General features: G+C 41.7%; 18 protein-coding genes and 1 pseudogene. 14 read left to right on the top strand and 5 right to left on the bottom strand.

Annotated elements, in window-relative coordinates; translation table 11 throughout:
• The first annotated feature begins 63 nt into the window (after positions 1–63).
• Positions 64–951 (top strand): radical SAM/SPASM domain-containing protein, encoded by an 888-nt coding sequence (locus EJP82_RS07225; protein WP_127191368.1) that lies wholly within the window; start codon positions 64–66, stop codon positions 949–951.
• Positions 952–1,081: 130 nt separating this feature from the next.
• On the opposite strand, the gene EJP82_RS07220 is transcribed toward EJP82_RS07225, so the two are convergent.
• Together EJP82_RS07220 and EJP82_RS07215 are read right to left on the bottom strand one after the other, a co-directional pair.
• Positions 1,082–1,924, bottom strand: coding sequence for a 1,4-dihydroxy-6-naphtoate synthase (locus EJP82_RS07220; protein ID WP_127191367.1), 843 nt, complete (start codon positions 1,922–1,924; stop codon positions 1,082–1,084).
• The gene (locus EJP82_RS07215; RefSeq protein ID WP_127191366.1) at positions 1,921–2,598 is read right to left on the bottom strand and encodes a futalosine hydrolase; all 678 of its coding nucleotides are present in this window, start codon (positions 2,596–2,598) and stop codon (positions 1,921–1,923) included. Before EJP82_RS07215 ends, EJP82_RS07220 begins: the two co-directional genes overlap by 4 nt.
• 324 nt (positions 2,599–2,922) lie before the next feature.
• On the opposite strand from EJP82_RS07215, the pseudogene EJP82_RS28320 reads away from it, so the two are divergent.
• The 3 genes and pseudogenes from EJP82_RS28320 to EJP82_RS07200 form a co-directional block, all read left to right on the top strand.
• Positions 2,923–3,084: pseudogene (locus EJP82_RS28320) on the top strand (ATP-binding cassette domain-containing protein); the annotation flags it as partial.
• A gap of 115 nt (positions 3,085–3,199) precedes the next feature.
• The gene (locus EJP82_RS07205; RefSeq protein WP_127191364.1) at positions 3,200–4,228 is read left to right on the top strand and encodes a LacI family DNA-binding transcriptional regulator; all 1,029 of its coding nucleotides are present in this window, start codon (positions 3,200–3,202) and stop codon (positions 4,226–4,228) included.
• A 149-nt stretch (positions 4,229–4,377) separates the two neighbouring features.
• Entirely contained in the window at positions 4,378–7,476 is a 3,099-nt protein-coding gene (locus EJP82_RS07200; protein WP_127191363.1) for an alpha-amylase family glycosyl hydrolase, read from the top strand.
• 91 nt (positions 7,477–7,567) lie between these two features.
• On the opposite strand, the gene EJP82_RS07195 is transcribed toward EJP82_RS07200, so the two are convergent.
• Both EJP82_RS07195 and EJP82_RS07190 read right to left on the bottom strand, forming a co-directional pair.
• Positions 7,568–7,759 carry a hypothetical protein gene (locus EJP82_RS07195; RefSeq protein ID WP_127191362.1) on the bottom strand — a complete coding sequence of 64 codons (192 nt, stop codon included), beginning with the start codon at positions 7,757–7,759 and terminating at the stop codon, positions 7,568–7,570.
• Positions 7,756–8,910, bottom strand: a complete 1,155-nt coding sequence (locus EJP82_RS07190; protein ID WP_127191361.1) for a DUF4062 domain-containing protein — start codon at positions 8,908–8,910, stop codon at positions 7,756–7,758. The genes EJP82_RS07195 and EJP82_RS07190 overlap by 4 nt, the downstream gene beginning before the upstream one ends.
• 273 nt (positions 8,911–9,183) lie before the next feature.
• On the opposite strand from EJP82_RS07190, the gene EJP82_RS07185 reads away from it, so the two are divergent.
• From EJP82_RS07185 to EJP82_RS07170, 4 genes are all read left to right on the top strand, one after another.
• Entirely contained in the window at positions 9,184–9,780 is a 597-nt protein-coding gene (locus EJP82_RS07185; protein WP_211350054.1) for a nitroreductase family protein, read from the top strand.
• Between the two features lie 241 nt (positions 9,781–10,021).
• Entirely contained in the window at positions 10,022–10,627 is a 606-nt protein-coding gene (locus tag EJP82_RS07180) for a pentapeptide repeat-containing protein (protein WP_127191359.1), read from the top strand.
• A gap of 86 nt (positions 10,628–10,713) precedes the next feature.
• Positions 10,714–11,367, top strand: coding sequence for a phosphatase PAP2 family protein (locus tag EJP82_RS07175; protein ID WP_127191358.1), 654 nt, complete (start codon positions 10,714–10,716; stop codon positions 11,365–11,367).
• A 90-nt stretch (positions 11,368–11,457) separates the two neighbouring features.
• On the top strand, positions 11,458–12,138 hold the full coding sequence (locus EJP82_RS07170; RefSeq protein ID WP_127191357.1) for a M99 family carboxypeptidase catalytic domain-containing protein: 681 nt from the start codon (positions 11,458–11,460) through the stop codon (positions 12,136–12,138).
• Positions 12,139–12,209: 71 nt separating this feature from the next.
• On the opposite strand, the gene EJP82_RS27920 is transcribed toward EJP82_RS07170, so the two are convergent.
• Positions 12,210–12,374 (bottom strand): hypothetical protein, encoded by a 165-nt coding sequence (locus EJP82_RS27920; protein WP_170220145.1) that lies wholly within the window; start codon positions 12,372–12,374, stop codon positions 12,210–12,212.
• Positions 12,375–12,565: 191 nt separating this feature from the next.
• Between EJP82_RS27920 and EJP82_RS07165 the strand changes: the two genes are divergently transcribed.
• The 6 genes from EJP82_RS07165 (at position 12,566) to nrdE (ending at position 19,655) form a co-directional block, all read left to right on the top strand.
• Positions 12,566–12,868 carry a DUF6509 family protein gene (locus EJP82_RS07165; RefSeq protein WP_127191356.1) on the top strand — a complete coding sequence of 101 codons (303 nt, stop codon included), beginning with the start codon at positions 12,566–12,568 and terminating at the stop codon, positions 12,866–12,868.
• 12 nt (positions 12,869–12,880) lie between these two features.
• Positions 12,881–13,405: a hypothetical protein gene (locus EJP82_RS07160; protein WP_127191355.1), complete on the top strand. Its 525-nt coding sequence runs from the start codon at positions 12,881–12,883 to the stop codon at positions 13,403–13,405.
• A 199-nt stretch (positions 13,406–13,604) separates the two neighbouring features.
• Positions 13,605–15,569 carry a stalk domain-containing protein gene (locus EJP82_RS07155; RefSeq protein WP_127191354.1) on the top strand — a complete coding sequence of 655 codons (1,965 nt, stop codon included), beginning with the start codon at positions 13,605–13,607 and terminating at the stop codon, positions 15,567–15,569.
• A 289-nt stretch (positions 15,570–15,858) separates the two neighbouring features.
• Entirely contained in the window at positions 15,859–16,695 is an 837-nt protein-coding gene (locus EJP82_RS07150) for a CPBP family intramembrane glutamic endopeptidase (RefSeq protein WP_127191353.1), read from the top strand.
• Positions 16,696–17,224: 529 nt separating this feature from the next.
• Positions 17,225–17,584 carry a class Ib ribonucleoside-diphosphate reductase assembly flavoprotein NrdI gene (nrdI, locus tag EJP82_RS07145; protein ID WP_127191352.1) on the top strand — a complete coding sequence of 120 codons (360 nt, stop codon included), beginning with the start codon at positions 17,225–17,227 and terminating at the stop codon, positions 17,582–17,584.
• Entirely contained in the window at positions 17,571–19,655 is a 2,085-nt protein-coding gene (gene nrdE / locus EJP82_RS07140) for a class 1b ribonucleoside-diphosphate reductase subunit alpha (RefSeq protein ID WP_127191351.1), read from the top strand. The genes nrdI and nrdE overlap by 14 nt, the downstream gene beginning before the upstream one ends.
• Positions 19,656–19,788 lie beyond the last annotated feature (133 nt).

Genomic DNA, 19,788 nt, shown 5'->3' with positions numbered 1-19,788 from the left:
TAGCTCTGTAAAAATTCATGCGATGAATAAGCGCAAATTTAAATAGATGAGTAGGTCTATAAAGTGAAAAAAAAGTTTAAGAAATTCTATATAGAAACGACGAGCATTTGTAATCTAGCCTGTAGCTTCTGCCCACCAACAAAGCGGGAGTACCGGTTTATCAAGGTTGAGGAATTTACGAAAATATTAGATGATATCAAACCCCATACGGATTACATTTATTTTCACGTCAAAGGCGAGCCATTGCTACATCCCAAAGTTGGTGAACTACTTGATATAAGCCATGAGAAGGGATTTAAGGTGAATATCACAACCAATGGGACGTTAATTACGAAGAATAGGGAGAAGCTCCTTGGCAAGCCGGCGCTTCGCCAAATGAATTTCTCCTTGCACAGTTTCGATGGACATGAAGGCTCAATTGACCGTGAGGGATATATCACTAATATCCTTTCTTTTGTTAGGGAGGCCGTAGCGTCTTCTAATATGATTATCTCATTTAGGCTTTGGAACTTGAGTAGAGATAATGAGAGTAACCAGGAACGAAGTAGAAACCGTACAACGCTTGCGATGATCGAGAAGGAATTTGGCCTAGATTTTCATATCGAGGAGAAAGTGATCCCGGGAAGTGGTATCAAGTTAGCTGAGCGGATTTATTTGAATCAGGATGCTCAGTTTGACTGGCCAGATTTGAATGCGGAAGAGGACGATGGAAAAGGTTTCTGTCATGCTCTTCGTAATCAGGCAGGAATTCTAGTAGATGGTACCGTCATTCCTTGCTGCCTTGATGGAGAAGGGGTAATCAACCTAGGCAACGTACATCAGACCCCATTCTCAGAAATCGTAGACGGAGATCGTGCGAATCAATTGTATGATGGTTTTTCGCGCAGAGAAGCAGTGGAAGAGTTATGTCGTAAATGTGGCTACCGTAAGCGCTTTGGTGGAATGGCATAAATGAAACAACCGTCCGGATCATGTCCGAACGGTTATTTTTGCGTATGAGTGTAATTTAGTGATCTAATGAGTAGTTCTTTGGATGAATTAGTGATGATCGAGAATTTTACTCGTTTTGAAAAAATGAATATTAACTACCCAAAGTAGTCAAATCCACTTGGGGTACGAGTCCTTCCTGTGCAGCACGACCAAGTAATGCCTTAACCGCATTATAGCCGTCATCACCTAGGTCCTCGGTATAAGAACTGACATATAATTCGATATGCGCTTGTGTCACTTCAGGAGACATCTCTTGAGCATGACTCGCAACATATTCAGCAGAAACTTCGGGTTGAGCCCAAGCATATTGCACGGACTGTTTAATCCATCCTGCAATAGCATTTAAATCGAGTGTGCGGCGAGCAACAATCGCTCCGAGTGGAATTGGAAGTCCCGTGTCGGATTCCCACCAGCTTCCTAGATCTATCAATAGATTTAATCCATAGGATGGATAGGTAAATCTGGCTTCATGGATGACAAGCCCTGCATCTACTTCCCCACGTTGTACCGCAGGCATAATCTCGTCAAATGGTAGAACGACGATCTCACCAACTCCACCAGGCACCGTGCTTGCCGCCCAGAGGCGAAATAGCAAATAAGCAGTGGAACGTTCGCTCGGTACAGCCACTCGCCGACCTGATAAGGCCGCTGGACCTGCGGCCCCGGTGTGATCGTTAGCTGTAAGGACAAGTGGACCGCAGCCACGGCCAAGCGCACCGCCGCAAGGTAGTAATGCGTATTCATTAAGCACATATGGCAGTGCGGCGTAGGATATTTTGAGTATATCAGGACCTTTTCCAGAGGCTGCTAGACCATTGGTAATGTCGATATCCGCATAGGTAACGTCAAGCTTAGGAGCGCCAGGGATCAGACCATGTGCCCAAGCATGAAAGACAAAAGTATCGTTCGGACAGGGTGAAAAGGCAATATTCATTTGTGTAGCACCTCCGGTAATTTAGCAAAAGCTCGTTCTAATGTTTTCATAGCGTCATCGATTTTCCATAAGTCACGCTGACGTGGTCCAACCACGTTAGAGATCGCCCTAATTTCTATGACTGGCAACTCCAACTGTTGTGCGGCAATTGCGACGCCATACCCTTCCATGGCTTCAGCTGCAACGCCAGGAATACGTCTCGCTAACTCTGTAGTTGTTGAGGCCGTACCCGTTGCAGTAGATAAAGTCACTACGGGGCCGATGCAAGCAGGAATCCCCGAGGATTCCAACAATTGAAGCATCTTATGAGGTAGGTGGGGGTGGACAGTCACACGAGCAGAACCAAACCCAAGCTCGTCCACACTAGCGAAACCTTCAGCGGTTTCTACCCCAAGATCCGCGGCGATGATCTCACTGGCTATCACCAGAGATCCAACGTCCGCACGTTCTCGGAACCCACCGCCAATTCCGGCGCTGATCACGAGATCGTATTTACCACAGGCTAATGCTGCCGCTGTTCGTGCCGCAGCCGATGCTGGGCCAACCCCTGCCAAACATACATCAAAACCTGTTGCTCCGCCCAGGCCACGCAATACGGCGTCCTTTTCTCCCTGAACCGCTGTCATAATTAGTACTTGAGGATAACGAGAATCTATACTTGTTTCTTCTCTCATAAATATATAAGCCATCTCCTTAAGGAAGCCCACGCAAATTACGTATGTAGATTCCGAATTCCAATCTTAGTATGCACTTTCAATTATATAGTGAGTGAGGAGGAAAACCAAGTCAGTCGATGTAATTCTAATCCGGCGGTCTAGCCAGTATTTTAATAACAAGCAACGTATTTATAGCCGGATTGGAAAAATAGATTTCAAGCATTTAATATCATTAAAAGTGAATATTTTCACATTAATCATGAAATTCTCACAATGTTGTGGAGGAACAACTGGGTAAAGAGCGAATGTTTTAACCAATTAAGTTCGCAAAGGAGGGTCAGAATTTTGATTGATGTTAAGCAGGTTTCGAAGTATTACTCGAATAACAAAAAGGCCGTAGATGATTTGTCCTTCTCCGTAAGGCAGGGTGAATTGTTTGGATTTCTTGGACCTAATGGTGCCGGAAAAACAACTACCATTCGGATGATGATTGGTCTGCTTCAGCCGACAACCAGATCTAAAATATGAAGTAATCGACAGACTTGACCCAGATAAGGGTTCAGGTCTGTGGTATATTGCGAGTAGAGATTTCATTTTCTTCCAAAAAGGGGTCGCTTTCGTGAAGGTAACCATTAAGGATATTGCTAAAGCTGCAAATGTAGCTAAATCGACAGTATCCAAAGTGCTCAATGACTCTCCCCATATTTCAATAGCAACTAAGGTAAGAATACGCGAAATTATGAAACAAATGAATTACATTCCTAGTAGTTTAGCGACTGGACTAGCTAGGCAGAAATGTCACAACATATCACTCATTATTGATCTAACTCGTAGAAACGATTTTCTGAATTTCTTTTTTTATAATATTATTGGGGGGATCGAGAGTGTTGTAGGTCCTAACAACTACGAACTGACCATTAGTAACGTGGGACGGGAAGAAAGTCGTGATTATTTAACCCGATATGTATTAAGCCAAAAAGCTGATGGAATCATTATAGATAACTCAATTCTGACGAAGGATTCGGCTGAGGATTTAAGAAATTTGGGGTTCCCTTATGTTCTAATCGGAGAATGGAGTGGACCAAAGATGGTCCCCTGTGTAGATATTAACAATCGTCTCGGGGCAACAAGGCTAACCCAGCATCTGTTAGAACAAGGATACCGGAACCTGGCGTTTATTGGTGGGGGGGAAAATGAACCCTTATTTGAGTCTAGATCCGCAGGGGTTATAGATGCATTGCTTCAAGAGGATGTGGAAGGGAATCCGTTAAGGATTTATCCGGATGGGAACACCGAGAAAGCTGGTTATCACATGGTTTCTACAATATTAGAACATGGGGAGATACCAGATGCTTTGGTATGCATGAATAACTTTGTTGCATTTGGAGCTCTGAAACGTCTTAAGGAAAAAGGGATTTCTGTACCACAGGAAATAGGGGTCGTCACGTTTGATAATGAGCCATTAGCCCCATATACGACACCTGCGCTAACTTGTCTCCATATGGATACATTTGGTTTGGGAGCGGGGGCCGCGGAGTTACTCATGTCGCAAATACAAGAAGAAAGTCAAGCTAATCAAGACAAGTTTCTACAACAAAAATGGTTGATGCCAGAATTGATAGTGCGAGAATCGAGCACAAAAAGATAAAAAATGCATTAAATGGATAAAAAATAAATAATTACTAAAGTAGGATTGACGTACCACCTATGCAGGTGGTATTTTTTATCCAAGGAAACCGGTTCCCTAAATTTAACTTTATCTCCACAAATTAAGATTATTTAAGGAGGGTAAATTTAATGGCAGGTACTTTCAAGAGAAAATTGAGTTTAGTGACGATTCTAGCGCTAATTATGTTCTTGTTGTCCGGGATTGTGGCACCATCTCAGAGAGTGGAAGCTGCTAGACTAGGGTTTGATGAGAATGATACGATATATCAAATTATGGTAGATCGATTCAATGACGGTGATACTTCCAATAATGCAACAGGATCTGCTATCCGTTATGGGGAGAGTAGTGAAGAAGATTTCCGCTACATGAAGGGCGGCGATTGGCAGGGTGTCATCGATAAATTGTCATATATCAAAAAAATGGGATACACGGCAATTTGGATCTCCCCTGTGGCTGAACCGCAAGTCGTAAGTCGTGACAATAATGGTACGGGTAGAAATACGGCTTACCACGGTTACAATGTTAAAGATCCTAACAGTGCTAATCCTTATTTTGGAACAAAGGAAAAGTTGAAAGAATTGGTAGACAGTGCTCATGTTCTAGGCATTAAAGTCATTATCGATGTAGTTCCTAATCATATCGGAGATTACATGTTAGGGACGAATGCATACTATGACATTGCGGGATTACAACCTGCGGCTCCGTTTAACAATCCTTCTTGGTATCATCACAACGGTGATATCAACTGGTCTTTGGTGGATGGGAACTATACACAATGGGCGCAGGATTATATTGAGAATCATGATTTGGCTGGTCTGGATGATATCGATTTTGACAACCCGCAGGCCAAACAAGCCATTTTCGACTCCATTAAAGGTTGGTTTGATTATACAGGGGCGGACGGTATGCGTGTGGATGCCGCAAAATTAATAAAACCTTCTATAATTAGAGAACTTGAACAATATGTTGGAGTAAAATCATTTGGAGAAAATTTCGACGGTAATGCTGAATTTGTATCTCGTTGGGTGGGTAGCAACGCAGAGTGGGGGATGTTGGATTTCCCATTATTCTTCTCGGTGTTGAATAGCTTTGCTTATGGACAATCCTTCGAAAGTAATATTAAGTCCACGTTAGCTCAGGACTCGCTCTACAATGGATCAGAGAATCATATGGTTACCTTTATTGATAACCATGACCGTAACCGCTTTCTTACAGAGGTTGGTGGTGACGTTCAGAAGCTTCAGAATGCGCTGACCTTTATCTTCACTGTTCGTGGTGTTCCTGTTGTGTTTCAAGGAACAGAGCAGAATAAAGGAAATGGCAATGGATCGATCATTACGGGCGGGATTGCCGATACTTGGAACCGTTGGTCGATGGTGAAACGGGATAGTAATGGTAATGTCCAAACGGATTACTTCAATGAAAATACGAATACGTATCAATATGTAGCTAAATTGAATAAACTTCGTCAGGATTACCAAGCCCTGCGTACAGGTAAACAACGGGAGATGTGGTCTGCGACAAATTTATATGCCTTCTCACGTAGAGTTGATTCAGGTACCAACGTCGGACAAGAAGTCATTTCGGCATTTAATAACTCAGGGAATTCGATTACACAGACTATTCCGCTTCGTTCGGAAAGTTCATTAACGGTAGGCACGGTGCTAACAAATCTGCTCAATACCTCAGAGAAAGTAACGGTTCAATCCGGAGGGGTTACAGGAAAGCAAATTACGGTTAATGTAGGTGGCAACTCATCTAAAGTATATGCTGTTGAACTTACTGCTCCATTGGATACAGTAGCTCCTACTATCCCAGGTAATGTGACAGCAGTCTTGAACGGAACAACTTCGGCAATTATAAGCTGGAGTGCTTCTACTGATAATGTGGGAGTTACGGGATACGATGTTTATAGAAACGGAGTAAAGGTAAGTACCGTAACTAGCACTACATTCACAGATACAGGACTGGTGGCTGGAACAACTTATAGCTATACAGTAAAGGCAAAAGATGCAGCGCAAAATGCATCCGCGTTTAGTACTGCAGCAACGTTTACCCCACCAGTCGTCATTCCAGAGACAGAGCCACCAACGATCCCAGGCAATGTGACAGCAGTCTTGAACGGAACAACTTCGGCAATTGTAAGTTGGAGTGCCTCTACTGATAATGTAGGAGTTACGGGATATGATGTTTATAGAGATGGTGTAAAGGTAAGTACAGTAACAAGTACAACGTTCACAGATACAGGACTGTTGGCAGGAACAACTTACAGTTATACTGTTAAGGCAAAAGATGCAGCGCAAAATGTATCTGGTTTTAGTACCGCAGCAACAGTTACTACACCCGCCGTTGTTCTTGACACAGAGCCACCAACTATTCCAAGCAATGTGACAGCAGTCTTGAACGGAACAACTTCAGCAATTGTAAGTTGGAGTGCTTCTACTGATAATGTAGGAGTTACGGGATACGATGTTTATAGAGACGGAGTAAAAGTAGGTTCAGTAGCGAGTACGTCATTCAACGATTCAGGATTGATAGCGGGTACAACGTACAGTTACACAGTGAAGGCGAAGGATGCAGCATTGAATGAATCTGGCGCGAGTAATTCAGCAACGGTTACTACACCTCAAGGTAATGAGGTCGTTATTTACTATAAAACTGGATTTACTAACTCCTATATACACTATAAAGTGGATGGTGCTACAACATGGACGACATTGCCGGGTACTGCGATGAGCCCAGCGACTCAACCAGGTTATTTCAAGGTAACATTACCTATCGGAACAGCAACTGGAATAACAGCTGCGCTAAATAACGGAAATGGTACATGGGACAATAACAACACGAACAACTACCATTTCAATGTGGGTACCTCAACTTTGGTAAATGGGGTCATCACACAAGGTGAACCACAACCAGATGGATTGACAGTCACGTTATCCGTTCCTAGTAACACGACAGCGAGCGATAATGTTTATATCTCCGGTTCGTTTAATAGCTGGAATGCGGCGGATTCAGATTACCTGATGACAAGGAATTCTAACGGGACTTATAGCATCACTTTGCAATTGACAGCAGGAACAAATTATCTATATAAGTTTACTCGTGGAAGTTGGGACAGTGTTGAGGCCAATAGCAATGGCAGCGATACCGGCAATCGCAATTATACAATACAAGGTGGGGCGGAAACAGTGAATGCTTCGGTAGTACGTTGGAAGGATCGATAAGAGCATAAACAAAATAGGTGCTCAATAGTTAAACATAAATAAAGCCGTTCGCGATCAGCTTTCTGATCGACGAACGGCTTATATTATTATCTTATGCACGCTTTGTAGCTTGAGCAAAGCGGTCTTTAATTTGTTTATTGTTGTGTTTCATCGCGATACGTTGCTCACGAAGAATCTGGGAAGAGTTTTTCTTGGAAGGGGCGAACAGCAATGCTTCTTTGGGTTGAACCCCTACCGCTTTTGACACCACACCGTTCTTGGACACGAATGCTCCCGTTCTCATGGTCTCAACCCTCCTATGAATAATTTGATGAGTTCGATAATTAGCGGATTTTTACTCAGTATAGCATGATTAGCACATTCTTTGTAGTGGATGAACTTCCTATAATCCCAGTTCGGATCAGAAGGGAAATGCAGGGTTAGAATATATTTCCCTATACGAATGCAGTAATAAAATGTCGCCTTTGCTTCTTTGAAGAATACCTGTTCTTGATTATCACCCAAATGGTAAGTCAACACCGCATAAGAACTTTGATTATCTAACAAATAAAAGGGTGGCCCAGTGGCATCACCAACGTTGGTGATGATTTGGAGTTGCTCTTCGTTAAAAACGTATAGTGTAGCGCCGCTGCAATCCTCGTAGTAACCAACCTTTTCGGACATATATTGCCCGTAACTTTGCTCAATGATTCCACCTGATAATCGATTCATGATGAGTTCAAGAAAATGTTCAGCATCCCGGAGTCCACTAATACGTAATTCAGGGATGAGTTCCCCAAGCATATCAAAGACTCCATCAAACTGTTCCAATCGGGAACTATTCTGCTCAATGGAAGACTCGAGCGGGAGTAGAAGGGAACCTCTTCTTAATAAATCACTTAGATAAGAACGCCAATCAATCGGTACGCCCAAACTTAGATCATCGATATACACTTTACGCATTGTCATATCGTACAAGAAATACCAGACGTACGGATCGACATGTGAGGTAATGTTACGATTTGCTCTTATTGTGTTAATTATATGTGTGGGGGAAGGGAATCGTTCTTCTTTCACGATATAGCGATCAACAAAATGCTCAATTATCGGCTTTACTGTGCTAAAGAATGTCGCCTTGATCTCTACATCACCAAACACAAGAATCGTCTTACCTTGTTCGTAAGCTTTAATAAATTCCATGTGAGTTACGGTTCTTTGCGCGATCTTGTCGTAAGTTCCTGCCTTACTTCCAATGAACAGCAAGTAAATGTCACAATGTTGGACGGCCTCTAGACATTTGACCACAGGGTCTATGCCTGCAGGCCAAGGTCCGAGGTTCACCTCCCACATTAGCGGTTCGTGACCAAGGGTCGTTAGTTCCTGGATTGCGTTTCTACGCAGAGGTTTTAAACCATCCTCATTCACGGAACTGATGAATACGTTCGTTCTCGCCAATTCGAATACACACTCCCAAGATCCAGATTACTTCCATTATAAACCAAAGTTTACGATATTTCAGGAAAATATAAATAGTAGAAAGCCTCTTATGAGGATATTTTAAGATTTTGAAATGATTAACTTGCATTTAAAATAAAACTCATGTAATGTACAATGTATATTAAATGAATAATAGTAAGTAAGTATCATAATGTGAATTGATCGACTTGTTTAGCATAGTTCGTAAGCGAACAGGTCAAAATAAATAAAAAACAGATAGGAGCCATCATAATGAGCCAATTTTTAAATGCAATTAAAGAAAGACGTAGTATTTACGGTATTAGCAAAGAGTCCGTCATTTCAGATCAACGAATCGAGGAAATTATAGGGGAAGCTGTACTCCATACGCCTTCTTCCTTTAATTCACAAAGTGCGCGGGTTGTTGTATTATTCAATGAGCAACACGACAAACTGTGGAATATTACGAAAGAAACTTTAAGAAAGATCGTACCAGCAGAGAACTTCAGTTCAACTGAAGAGAAATTGGCTTCATTCCAAAATGGTCGTGGTACAGTATTATTCTTCGAAGATCAAGCTGTTGTTGAAGGACTACAAGAGCAATTTGCTCTTTATAGCGATAACTTCCCGATTTGGTCCCTAGAATCATCTGGTATGTTGCAATTGGTTGTTTGGACAGCATTGGCAGCTGAAGGCGTTGGAGCATCTCTACAGCACTACAATCCACTGATTGATGAACAAGTAGCAGCGGAGTGGAACATCCCTTCCACATGGAAATTGCTCGCTCAAATGCCTTTCGGTAAAATTGTGGCCGGGCCAGGAGAGAAGCAATTTGCTCCACTAGATAACCGCTTGAAAGTGTTCAAATAATACTCATTAAATAATCAACATTGAACATCAAAATTGCATGTTAATAGAGCGCTTGACAGCAACTGTCAGGCGCTCTTTAGCGTTTTTATTTGCAGAATGTGAGGGAGGATATAATTTGTACATACGAGTCATGACCTGAAAACAATGGCCTTTGTGGATTGGAGATGATATCTCTTTTCATGTTAAGATAGGACGAGGCACTTATAGCAGATATTAATTTTACTTAGTGGGGAGCATACATATGTACGAGTATCATGAACAGCATTATGAGGACGTAGATTTTAGCCATAAAGATTTGAGATACGGAGAATTGACGCGTTGCACCTTTCAGCGTTGTAAGTTTCGAGGAACCTCAATGGAAGAAATTACGACTTATTCGAGCCAATTTATCGAGTGTGATTTTCATGGGGCACATTTGAATGCGTCTATTCATAATGAATCCGCATTTGTTAATTGTCGTTTCAGTGAGGCTAATTTTTTTGTTGCTAAATTTAATCATTGCAAAATGACAGGTTCTGATTTTTCACAATCACAATTGGATGGGATAACGATATTCCAAGGGGATTGGTCATATACCAATTTCAGACAAGCACAATTAGGTAAGCAAGACCTGCGTGGAGTTAAGTTTCACGAGGCAGATCTTTCCGGTGCAAATTTGATGAAAGCAGACCTTAGAGATGCGGATTTCACTCAGGCCGTGCTAGCTAAGGCCAAATTAGCTGGTGCAGATTTACGTGGCGCTACTGTGGATGGTTTAGATTTTCAGACGATCGATATAAAGGGTGCTCGGATGGACGTTGCTCAGGCAGTTGTGTTTGCGCGCTCTTTCGGAGTTAAGATTCAGTAGAAATATGGGGGATATTTAATTACATTAATTATTAATTGGACAATAAGAACTGGGACCCAATTTCAACACGGAGGTATTATAACAGCATGAGTGCAACTAAAATTACACGCCCAGTATCAGCATTATTATTAACAAGTATTGTTTGTGCTATCTTGTTTGGTTTGATAGCAACTGCAATTGGTAACTTAAGAATTGAAGGATTTGACCATACGATTATCACATTTATTCAAGGGTTGGAATCACCCTTATTAACGAGCTTAATGAAATTTTTCACTTGGATCGGTGGAGGGATTCCGGTAGCTACGATCACCCTACTTACCATGGTTGTTCTGTATGTATTTCTACGACATCGTAAAGAGCTCATCTTTCTGAGTTTGGTCGTAGTAGGATCAGTGCTAATTAACTCAGTCCTTAAACTTGTGTTCAGTCGTTCACGGCCTACGGTTTATCGAATCATCGAAGCCACAGGTTATAGTTTTCCAAGCGGACACTCCATGTTTGCTTTTAGTTTTTATGGGGTTCTTGCATTTCTGCTCTGGAGGCATGTACCTGTCACATGGGGACGTGTGCTCTTAATTATATTTAGTTCTCTATTTATATTGCTTATCGGCATTAGCCGTATTTATTTGGGTGTGCATTATCCTAGTGATGTACTTGGGGCTTATCTTATGAGTGGATGCTGGCTTACGTGCTCGATCTGGTGGTATCAACGCTGGATGAAACGTGGTACCTATGAGTGATCAGGTAGATGGGGACAACCGTCCAATAATTTGATATTCGTTTGACATATAATGTCCAGAGAACGTGAGCATTCTCTGGAGGTGAGGCGAATGTCAATACAGCGATTCATGTTAGCCGAAGATTCGTCCTATGCTACCCCATATTATGTCGTAAAGGGTAAGAAGAGTGGTCCCAATATGATGATTGTTGCCGGGATACATGGAGATGAGCTTGGAAGTATTTTGGCTGCTCAAAAGCTAGTTCATTCCTTCCAAGCCAAGCAAATGCATATTCATAAAGGTACTTTAATCATTGTTCCAATTGTTAATAAAAGAGCTTACTTAAAGCGCAAAAGAGGGGACTCGGTAGACTTAAACAGGACTTTTCCGCAGACTTCTGCTCAATCAGCCAAACATCCCTTATCTTCGGCCTTATTTCAATTAGCAAAGCGTTATAAACCGACTTGGTATTTGGATCTTCATGAGGCTAACGGATTATCGCAAAAGAATCCCAAAAGACTTGGTCAAACCTTGATCACGAATCCCGGAAATCGATGTGTGCCTAAGCTACGATATATAATCAACCGAATGAACAGTTCTATTGAAAACCGGTCCCATCATTTCAATCTTCGACTCCGCGAAAAGAAAGGCTCTTCACGTACGGCAGTTGCTCGCATTTTGAAGGCACAGGCCGTAACGGTAGAAACTTGTTGGAGCCTTAATCGTACACTGCGTGTGAACTACCAATACGAAATCATTACCCGTTTTTTAACAAAATCCGGTTTGCTATAATAGGAACACAACAAATCCGCTCAGCCATTGGCCGGAGCGGATTTATTGGTTAGTTATGGTGTTACAGGAACTTATTTAGTTGAAGAATCCGGGTCTACATAGGCAGATGTTTTAGCTACCCAGTCATCAGCTTGGGGCTCGATATCTACGCCATTCTCCATCTTTTTTCTCTCAGCCAGAGAATCGCCATCTTTATTTTCTTTATTGCGTACTTGATCTTCTGTTTGGTGATCCATTATGATTCCTCCTCATGATGTGAATTGGTGGGTGTTCCTTATGTATAGTTACCTAATAGAGCTAATTAAAAACATTAAAATTAGTCAACCATATTGAGTTATGTTAACCTAATTCGGATTCAGAATATTTGGATAGGCTAAATGTGGTATAGTTAGTGATATTAAAGTTTTGTATTGGAAAGGATAAGCATATGTTAAACATTAGTGCGTACAGCAAAGAATTGATTAGAGATCCGTTTGGAATTTTGGAAGGTGAGCGTTATGAGTTCATTCTCGACATTGAAGTACCGGAGGATGATGAGTTATATTCCGAAAATGGATTATATTTAAAAGTTCTTTATGGTGTGTCTGAAACCAAAACAGGAATCATTAAATATGAAATTTATGAAAGATCATCCGAGCAATATTTGGAGTTTGAACTCGAAGAGGATGAACTTAAAGAGGTCGAGAATTTTTGCGTAGAATTGTTAAACGGAACAACTCCCCAGAAATAGGAGGGACACATATTGGCACGGAATCCTCAAAAAGTTCCTTATGGGTATGAACCCCCAAAGCAAGAACGTAGGGGGACTTTGATTTACTACGATGAGTTTGAGCATACGACCAAAGAGGAATTAGAGACAGCTTTGCGATATGGTGAGGAACATTCTTTTACCAAACTTGTCCTATACCCATTGCATGAGGAAACTGTGAGGCGCATGACTAAGGAATCGATTAGTGCGTTCTACAAAAGAGAGGACCGTCTCCACGAGTGGAAACAGGAGCACGGTCAATCCAAGGTAGCGGTTGAAGGATGGGAAGGAAAGCGGAAGAAATACACGCCGATTGAAGCGGCACTACGGCATCTCACAGAGAAGTATCCGTCTCCACATTTCCTATATCTGACTCCGGAAACGGCCAATCTCTTTGCCTCGTTCTCTTCATTCGAGGAATGGATTGTGAAGCTTAGACTGGTCTTGTCAACAGAACCGGAGAGGCTTCATCCGAAACTAGAGAAATTCCAGCACCGTTGGAGCTTGAACACAAAGTAAACGGATAATATCAGATTCATATTGAAGCGGTCTACTTAATGCAAATTAAGTGGGATCGCTTCTTTTTGTTGACCATTTCGACAATTGCTGTGATAGTGCGAGGTTTAGAATAAAGGGATATTCAGGATAAATCTAGAATATTCTTAAAGTCTTGTGAGACTCAACTAAAGACTAAGAATGCATAAAAGGGGAATTTGAGATGAAATTAAAAAAAGGTACCAGCCTGTTATTAAGCTTGTGCTTAGCACTAGGACTGATCACTATTCCTACACAGGTGTCTGCATCAACGCCAACCAACCCAGAAGATACAGGTGCATCCATTAAATCGGTGATCGATCGGAATACCTATCTGCTGGATGACGGTTCGGTGTGGTCTTATGATGTGACAGATGGACCTATCCATGAGCAGTATAATTTTACTGGAATAACGTCGGTGTACAACAGTTCCTCCTTTTATGGCTGGACAGAGGATGGACAAGTTATGGGATGGTCAGCAGCTGTAGGTCAGCTTGAGGAACTGCCACAATATAGTGGGGTTGCCGAAGTCGTAGGGGATGCACTATTTCTCAAGAAAGATGGAACTGTTTATCAAGGGGATGACCTTGTAGAGAACATGTCAGGGGTTAGGAGTCTGCATGCGTATAAACATAGTTTTGCAGCGCTCTTAACATCAGGAGAAGTATGGTATAACTCAGGATATCAAGGGAAATCACGAAAGGTTGGAACTGTACAGGGAGCTACCTCTTTAAAGATAAATTCCTCGTTCGCGGCAGTTCTACAGAACACAGGGAAGGTTATGTTGTTGGATATGCAAACTGACGATCAGCCGAGAGAAATTGTAGATAATGTTACATCAATGGCTTGGGATGGTGATACGCAGAGTCTCCTTACTGTGAAGAAGGATGGTACCGTATGGAGATATGACCGGGGAACGGATCGAGCAAGGACATATAAAGGGAACCAATTAAGCGGGTTGAGTAATGTAGAACAAATCGTGTATTCACCTACCGAGTTATTCGTACAACAGAAGGATGGACCATGGTTGGGATACAACAAAGGAACGATCACACCATTGACGATTCCAAGCATGATTAGCATAGCTTTGATCGTCTCTCAAACAGATGCGGCTGTGGGGGATCTGGTGAAATTGAACGTAGAAGAAGCCTATTCTAACGGATACAAACTTACACGTCTACCTTCTGCTGATGAAGTCATAGTGGATCAACCTCAGGTTGCTGAGCTTCAAGGACCCGATACGCTAAAGGTGAAGGGGATCGGGAGTGCGAAGATTTCACTTCAAGTTGGGAATTTTAAAGCGGAGGGGCAACTTAACGTTACTTCGCAAGAGCATCTGACGGGAGCAGTTATGCTAGAAGGTAAAGTGTATTTGCCTATTCAATCTGTATTCAAAATTTTGGGAGGCACCGTTAATGTTGCTAGTAATGGAATGTTTACGATCCAATTAGGAGAGAAGAGTATTGTATTACAGAAGGATAATGCTTCTGTGATAATCAACGGTGAGTCGAAGCCTCTTAAGGGGAAAACTCAGCTTGTCAACGGCGTGACCGTGATACCTGCAGACCTGCTTATCGATGAATTAAGTGTTGGAGTTACTTGGAATACGGATCTGAAGCAGGCCGAATTGCTGGTTGGAGGATCCAAGGTGGTTATCGAATCGTCGGAGACTGCCAAGATTATTAAAGCTGCAGATATTGGTAATCTAGCAAGAGTCATCGGCAAATCTTACTGGGTAAATCGTAGGGGTGAGGGAGAACGGTTTAGCAAGGTAACAATTAGTGATATTATTGTGAAAAAAGATAAGTTCGGAAAGTCCTATGATATCGAGTTCAGAACCGCTAATGGGAAGACATATATAGAGCATTGTGGTGCTAGTGCCTCTAGTGTTACAGATCTCCTGAATAATCCAGTATATTACTTCAACTATAACCCATACCAGAAATATAAATGGTCACAATCCACTTGGAATAAAATCAAAGCTGGAAAAGTGGATTACGGCATGACGCCAACGCAAGTAGAATTTTCCTGGGGATCACCAACGGCTAGATCTAAGGAGGGAAATGTAGAAGTTTGGGTTTATGGGGATAGGAACTTTAATTTTGAGATCGTCTCATTCAAAAACGGTAAAGTAATCAGCTATACGTGAAATTTAACTACAAGGCGTTTGGTAGAGATACCAAGCGTCTTTTTTGTAGTGAGTAAAGAGGTTGCCATATGTAGGAATATCCTGAACAGGATGACCGTTGCTTCATAATGGGCAACTGACTATGAGTAGACTCGACCAAAGTCCAGTTAATAAATTGACTTAGGTCCATTCCATGGCTCCGCCAATATCGTTATTATTATAACAGTTCACAGAAGCTAGCAGGGGAGGGACATATACAGTACTTTATCAATTTGTATTTATTACATAGAAGAGAGTGAGTGTTTTTATAATGCAAAAAGGTTTATCAACATGGAAAGCAATACTTGCTATATTTCTAGGGATTGCAATTCTTGTTTTTGCACAAGGAACAAGTGGATTAGTGAAGTTGCTACCTTTGCCAGAAGGGATTGCAAATGCGATATTTAGCTGCTTATATGTATCATTTACATATCTTTTAATAAAACTATTATGCAACAAAGTGTTACATACGACTATGGCTGACTGCCGTATCACCAAACCTAAAGTTAATCCTTATTGGATAGCATGTGCAATAATATTACCTGTAGGCGTTTCGGCAATATTATTAAGTACGCCAGGGAATTTAGTAAACAATCATTTGACTGTAGGACAAATTTCGAATGTTGTTGTTATTGCTTTATTTGTTGTTGGTTTAGGTGCTGGAGTTGTCGAGGAGATGGTATTTAGAGGTGTAATCATGCGTGCGTTAGAACGTCGATGGGGAAAGCCTATAGCGATTCTTGTCCCATCTGTCATCTTTGGTTTAGTACATGCTATCGGTGCAAATATGAATATACTTGATTTATTGTTACTGTTTGTTGCTGGAACAAGTGTTGGTATCATGTTTTCACTCATTGTATACCAAAGTGGATCGATCTGGCCTAGTGCCGTTATGCATGGGATTTGGAATGTTATGATGATAGGTGGAATTCTAGATATTAATGCTGAGTATAATGCGGATGCCATTTTCTCATATGAGCTTTCTTCAGATTCATTCTTTTTAACCGGTGGAGCCTTTGGCGTAGAAGCTTCTATTATTGCGGTATGTGGTTATATTTCAGTTGTTTTTCTTATATTATTCTTATTGAAAAGAAAATCAAAGCAATAACAACACCAGTGCTTGACCATTGCGAATCGCTGTAACGGAACTTAGCGACCTTATATGTGGTTTATTCCAGGTTTTTGGATTCTAACGGAACCAGCAGACGTTAATTCATCATTGTTCATACCTTTAAGCATCATTTCGAAGAAATAAGGTCTTTCAGTTCCGATAGAATTTTTAATGACCGTCAAACCCCAAAATAAAGGCTACTGCTTCCGTTAGAATTAATGTCTGAGGAAGTCAAACTTTGATTATGGATTGAGCCTCAATAAATAAAAATAGATCATTTAAGGCGTTTGGTAGGGATACCAAGCGTCTTTTTTTTGCAAGTTTAAAAGAGGCTATTTTGGGGCATATCCTTCTAAAACGAGCAATTAACGATAGAGTTTAGCCTATTTGCTCTCTGTTTTGGGCAAATAGCTAGGATTGACAAAGTACTATATATTGCTATAGATTAATTAATACACTACTACATATTGATGTGATAATTATTATGATATACAATCAAGAACTGTCATTGAAGGAGAATAGAAGAATGTTAATCGCTTACGATTCTAAGACGGGAAACGTGAAAAGGTTTATAAATAAGCTGAATTTACCAACGCTACAAATAGACGATCACATGACGGTGGATGAACCATTTGTGCTGATTACGTATACGACGGGATTCGGTCAAGTGCCGGAGAAGGTCACTTCTTTTCTAGAGCGAAACTATCAACATATGCTCGGAGTAGCTGCTAGTGGAAATCGCAACTGGGGAAATAAATTCGCTAGAAGCGCGGATCTAATATCTGAACGTTATCACGTGCCAGTGATTAGTAAATTTGAGATGGCGGGAACAAAGCGCGATGCGCTATATTTTGAGAACGAGGTGAGCCGGGTTGCGTCATATTGAACTGAACAATCTGCTGATGCAGCGAGACTCGTCCGGGTTTTTCCAATTGGAGAAGGACAAAGAAGCTGTCGAAGCGTTTATGGAAGAGGTAGGACGCAAAAGTATGACTTTTGCTGATATTCCTACACAAATCAAATACATGATTGATAATGATTACTATGAAAACTTGTATGAGCGGTATTCAGAGTCTGAGGTCGAGGAGATATTCGCTTTTACACGGAGTTATAACTTTCAATTCCAATCGTACATGGCGGCTTCGAAGTTCTATACAGACTACGCGCTGAGAAGTAATGATCGTACTCGTTATCTGGAGCATTATTCTGATCGTGTGGCGGTTGTGGCACTACATTTAGGAAGAGGGAATATCGATACCGTTCGTATACTTGCGGCTTCGATGATGGATCAACGACTTCAGCCAGCGACACCAACGTTCCTTAATGCAGGAAAGAGCCGTAGAGGCGAGATGGTATCCTGCTTCTTGTTAGAAATGGATGATTCACTTAACTCTATCAACTATATCATTGGTACCTGCCTACAGTTATCCAAGATTGGTGGCGGTGTGGCAGTCAATCTATCGAAACTACGTGGACGCGGTGAAAGTATCAAGGGTGTTGAGGACGCAGCTAAGGGGATTATGCCTGTACTTAAGCTGATGGAGGATGCATTCTCCTATGCGGATCAGATGGGACAGCGCAAAGGATCTGGAGCGGGTTATTACAATATCTTCGGTTGGGATCTACTAGAATTTCTAGATAGCAAGAAAATTAACGCTGATGAGAAGACACGACTAAAAACATTATCCATCGGACTCATTGTTCCGGATAAGTTCTATAAATTGGCGGAGAACAACGAACCGCTGCATGTATTCGCTCCATATAGTGTATACAAAGCTTATGGCATTCATATGGATGATATGGATTTGGACGAAATGTATGATGTGTTATTGGCTGATCCGCGAGTACGCAAGAAAGCAATCATGAGTGCACGTGATATGCTGACCAAGATTGCTACAGTGCAGCTAGAATCTGGATATCCTTATATTATGAATAAGAGTAACGCCAACAAGGGACATGCGCTGAAAAAAATCGGCCCAATTAAAATGTCCAACCTATGTACGGAAATTTTCCAACTCCAAGAAACTTCGGAAATTAACAATTATGGCCAAGAGGATATCATCCGTCGTGACATCTGCTGTAATCTAGCTTCCCTAAATATTGTGAATGTAATGGAGCTTAAAAAGATTCGCGAATCCGTCCATGAGGGAATGCTCGCACTCACTGCAGTTAGTGATATGACGAACATCGCTAATGCTCCTGGCGTAGCCAAGGCAAACCGTGAGATGCATTCTGTGGGACTTGGTGCTATGAACTTACATGGATACCTGGCGAAGAACAAGATCTCATATGAGAGTGCAGAAGCTAAAGATTTCGCTCGTACCTTCTTCATGATGATGAACTATCACTCACTTGAGAAAAGTATGGAAATCGCTAAAGAGACTGGCGCTGTGTTCGCAGGATTTGAGCAGTCTGATTATGCGGATGGTTCTTACTTTGTGCGTTATGAAGAAGTCGACTATCGCCCTGTAACGGCTAAAGTACAGGAATTGTTCCAAGGAATTGATATTCCTGGTCCAGAGCAATGGACTGAACTGAAGAATCATGTGCAAAAGCACGGCCTGTATCACGCCTACCGGCTCGCAATCGCACCAACACAAAGTATCTCGTATGTGCAGAATGCGACTTCAAGTGTCATGCCGATTGTAGAGCAGATCGAGACACGTACGTACGCGAATTCCACGACGTTCTATCCGATGCCGTATATGAGTCAGGATAATTTCTTTTATTACAAATCGGCTTATCAGATGAATCAGTTCAAAGTACTCGATTTAATCGCTGAAATTCAGCAACACATCGATCAAGGGGTCTCCACTGTTCTTCACGTGAATAGTGATGTGACAACCCGTGAACTGGCTCGTTATTATATCTATGCTGCACGAAAAGGCTTGAAGTCATTGTACTACACGCGTACGAACCGCCTGTCAGTAGAGGAATGTGTTAGCTGCTCTGTATAATGTGATGAACTCTATAAGTTAGATTACTGAAAGTGATCCAGCGGATAGAGCGAAATGATTCTGAAGAAGCGGAGCGTTCGCTTTTGTCCTCGATTTCAACCTTTAAAAAATAATTCAGTGAGAAATCGGGGGA

It is taken from the genome of Paenibacillus anaericanus (assembly GCF_003994475.1).
Lineage (GTDB): Bacteria > Bacillota > Bacilli > Paenibacillales > Paenibacillaceae > Fontibacillus > Fontibacillus anaericanus.
Note: the sequence above shows the minus strand (reverse complement) of the source record. Positions and strands in the feature narration are given on the sequence as shown.

Coding starts and splice junctions, on each gene's coding strand:
- EJP82_RS07150 (WP_127191353.1), top strand. CDS start 15,859: ATGCAAAAAGGTTTATCAACATGGAAAGCAATACTTGCTATATTTCTA.
- EJP82_RS07165 (WP_127191356.1), top strand. CDS start 12,566: ATGTTAAACATTAGTGCGTACAGCAAAGAATTGATTAGAGATCCGTTT.
- EJP82_RS07180 (WP_127191359.1), top strand. CDS start 10,022: ATGTACGAGTATCATGAACAGCATTATGAGGACGTAGATTTTAGCCAT.
- EJP82_RS07155 (WP_127191354.1), top strand. CDS start 13,605: ATGAAATTAAAAAAAGGTACCAGCCTGTTATTAAGCTTGTGCTTAGCA.
- EJP82_RS07170 (WP_127191357.1), top strand. CDS start 11,458: ATGTCAATACAGCGATTCATGTTAGCCGAAGATTCGTCCTATGCTACC.
- EJP82_RS07195 (WP_127191362.1), bottom strand. CDS start 7,759: ATGAGAACGGGAGCATTCGTGTCCAAGAACGGTGTGGTGTCAAAAGCG.
- EJP82_RS07220 (WP_127191367.1), bottom strand. CDS start 1,924: ATGAATATTGCCTTTTCACCCTGTCCGAACGATACTTTTGTCTTTCAT.
- EJP82_RS07185 (WP_211350054.1), top strand. CDS start 9,184: ATGAGCCAATTTTTAAATGCAATTAAAGAAAGACGTAGTATTTACGGT.
- EJP82_RS07175 (WP_127191358.1), top strand. CDS start 10,714: ATGAGTGCAACTAAAATTACACGCCCAGTATCAGCATTATTATTAACA.
- nrdI (WP_127191352.1), top strand. CDS start 17,225: ATGTTAATCGCTTACGATTCTAAGACGGGAAACGTGAAAAGGTTTATA.
- EJP82_RS07200 (WP_127191363.1), top strand. CDS start 4,378: ATGGCAGGTACTTTCAAGAGAAAATTGAGTTTAGTGACGATTCTAGCG.
- EJP82_RS07215 (WP_127191366.1), bottom strand. CDS start 2,598: ATGAGAGAAGAAACAAGTATAGATTCTCGTTATCCTCAAGTACTAATT.
- EJP82_RS27920 (WP_170220145.1), bottom strand. CDS start 12,374: ATGGATCACCAAACAGAAGATCAAGTACGCAATAAAGAAAATAAAGAT.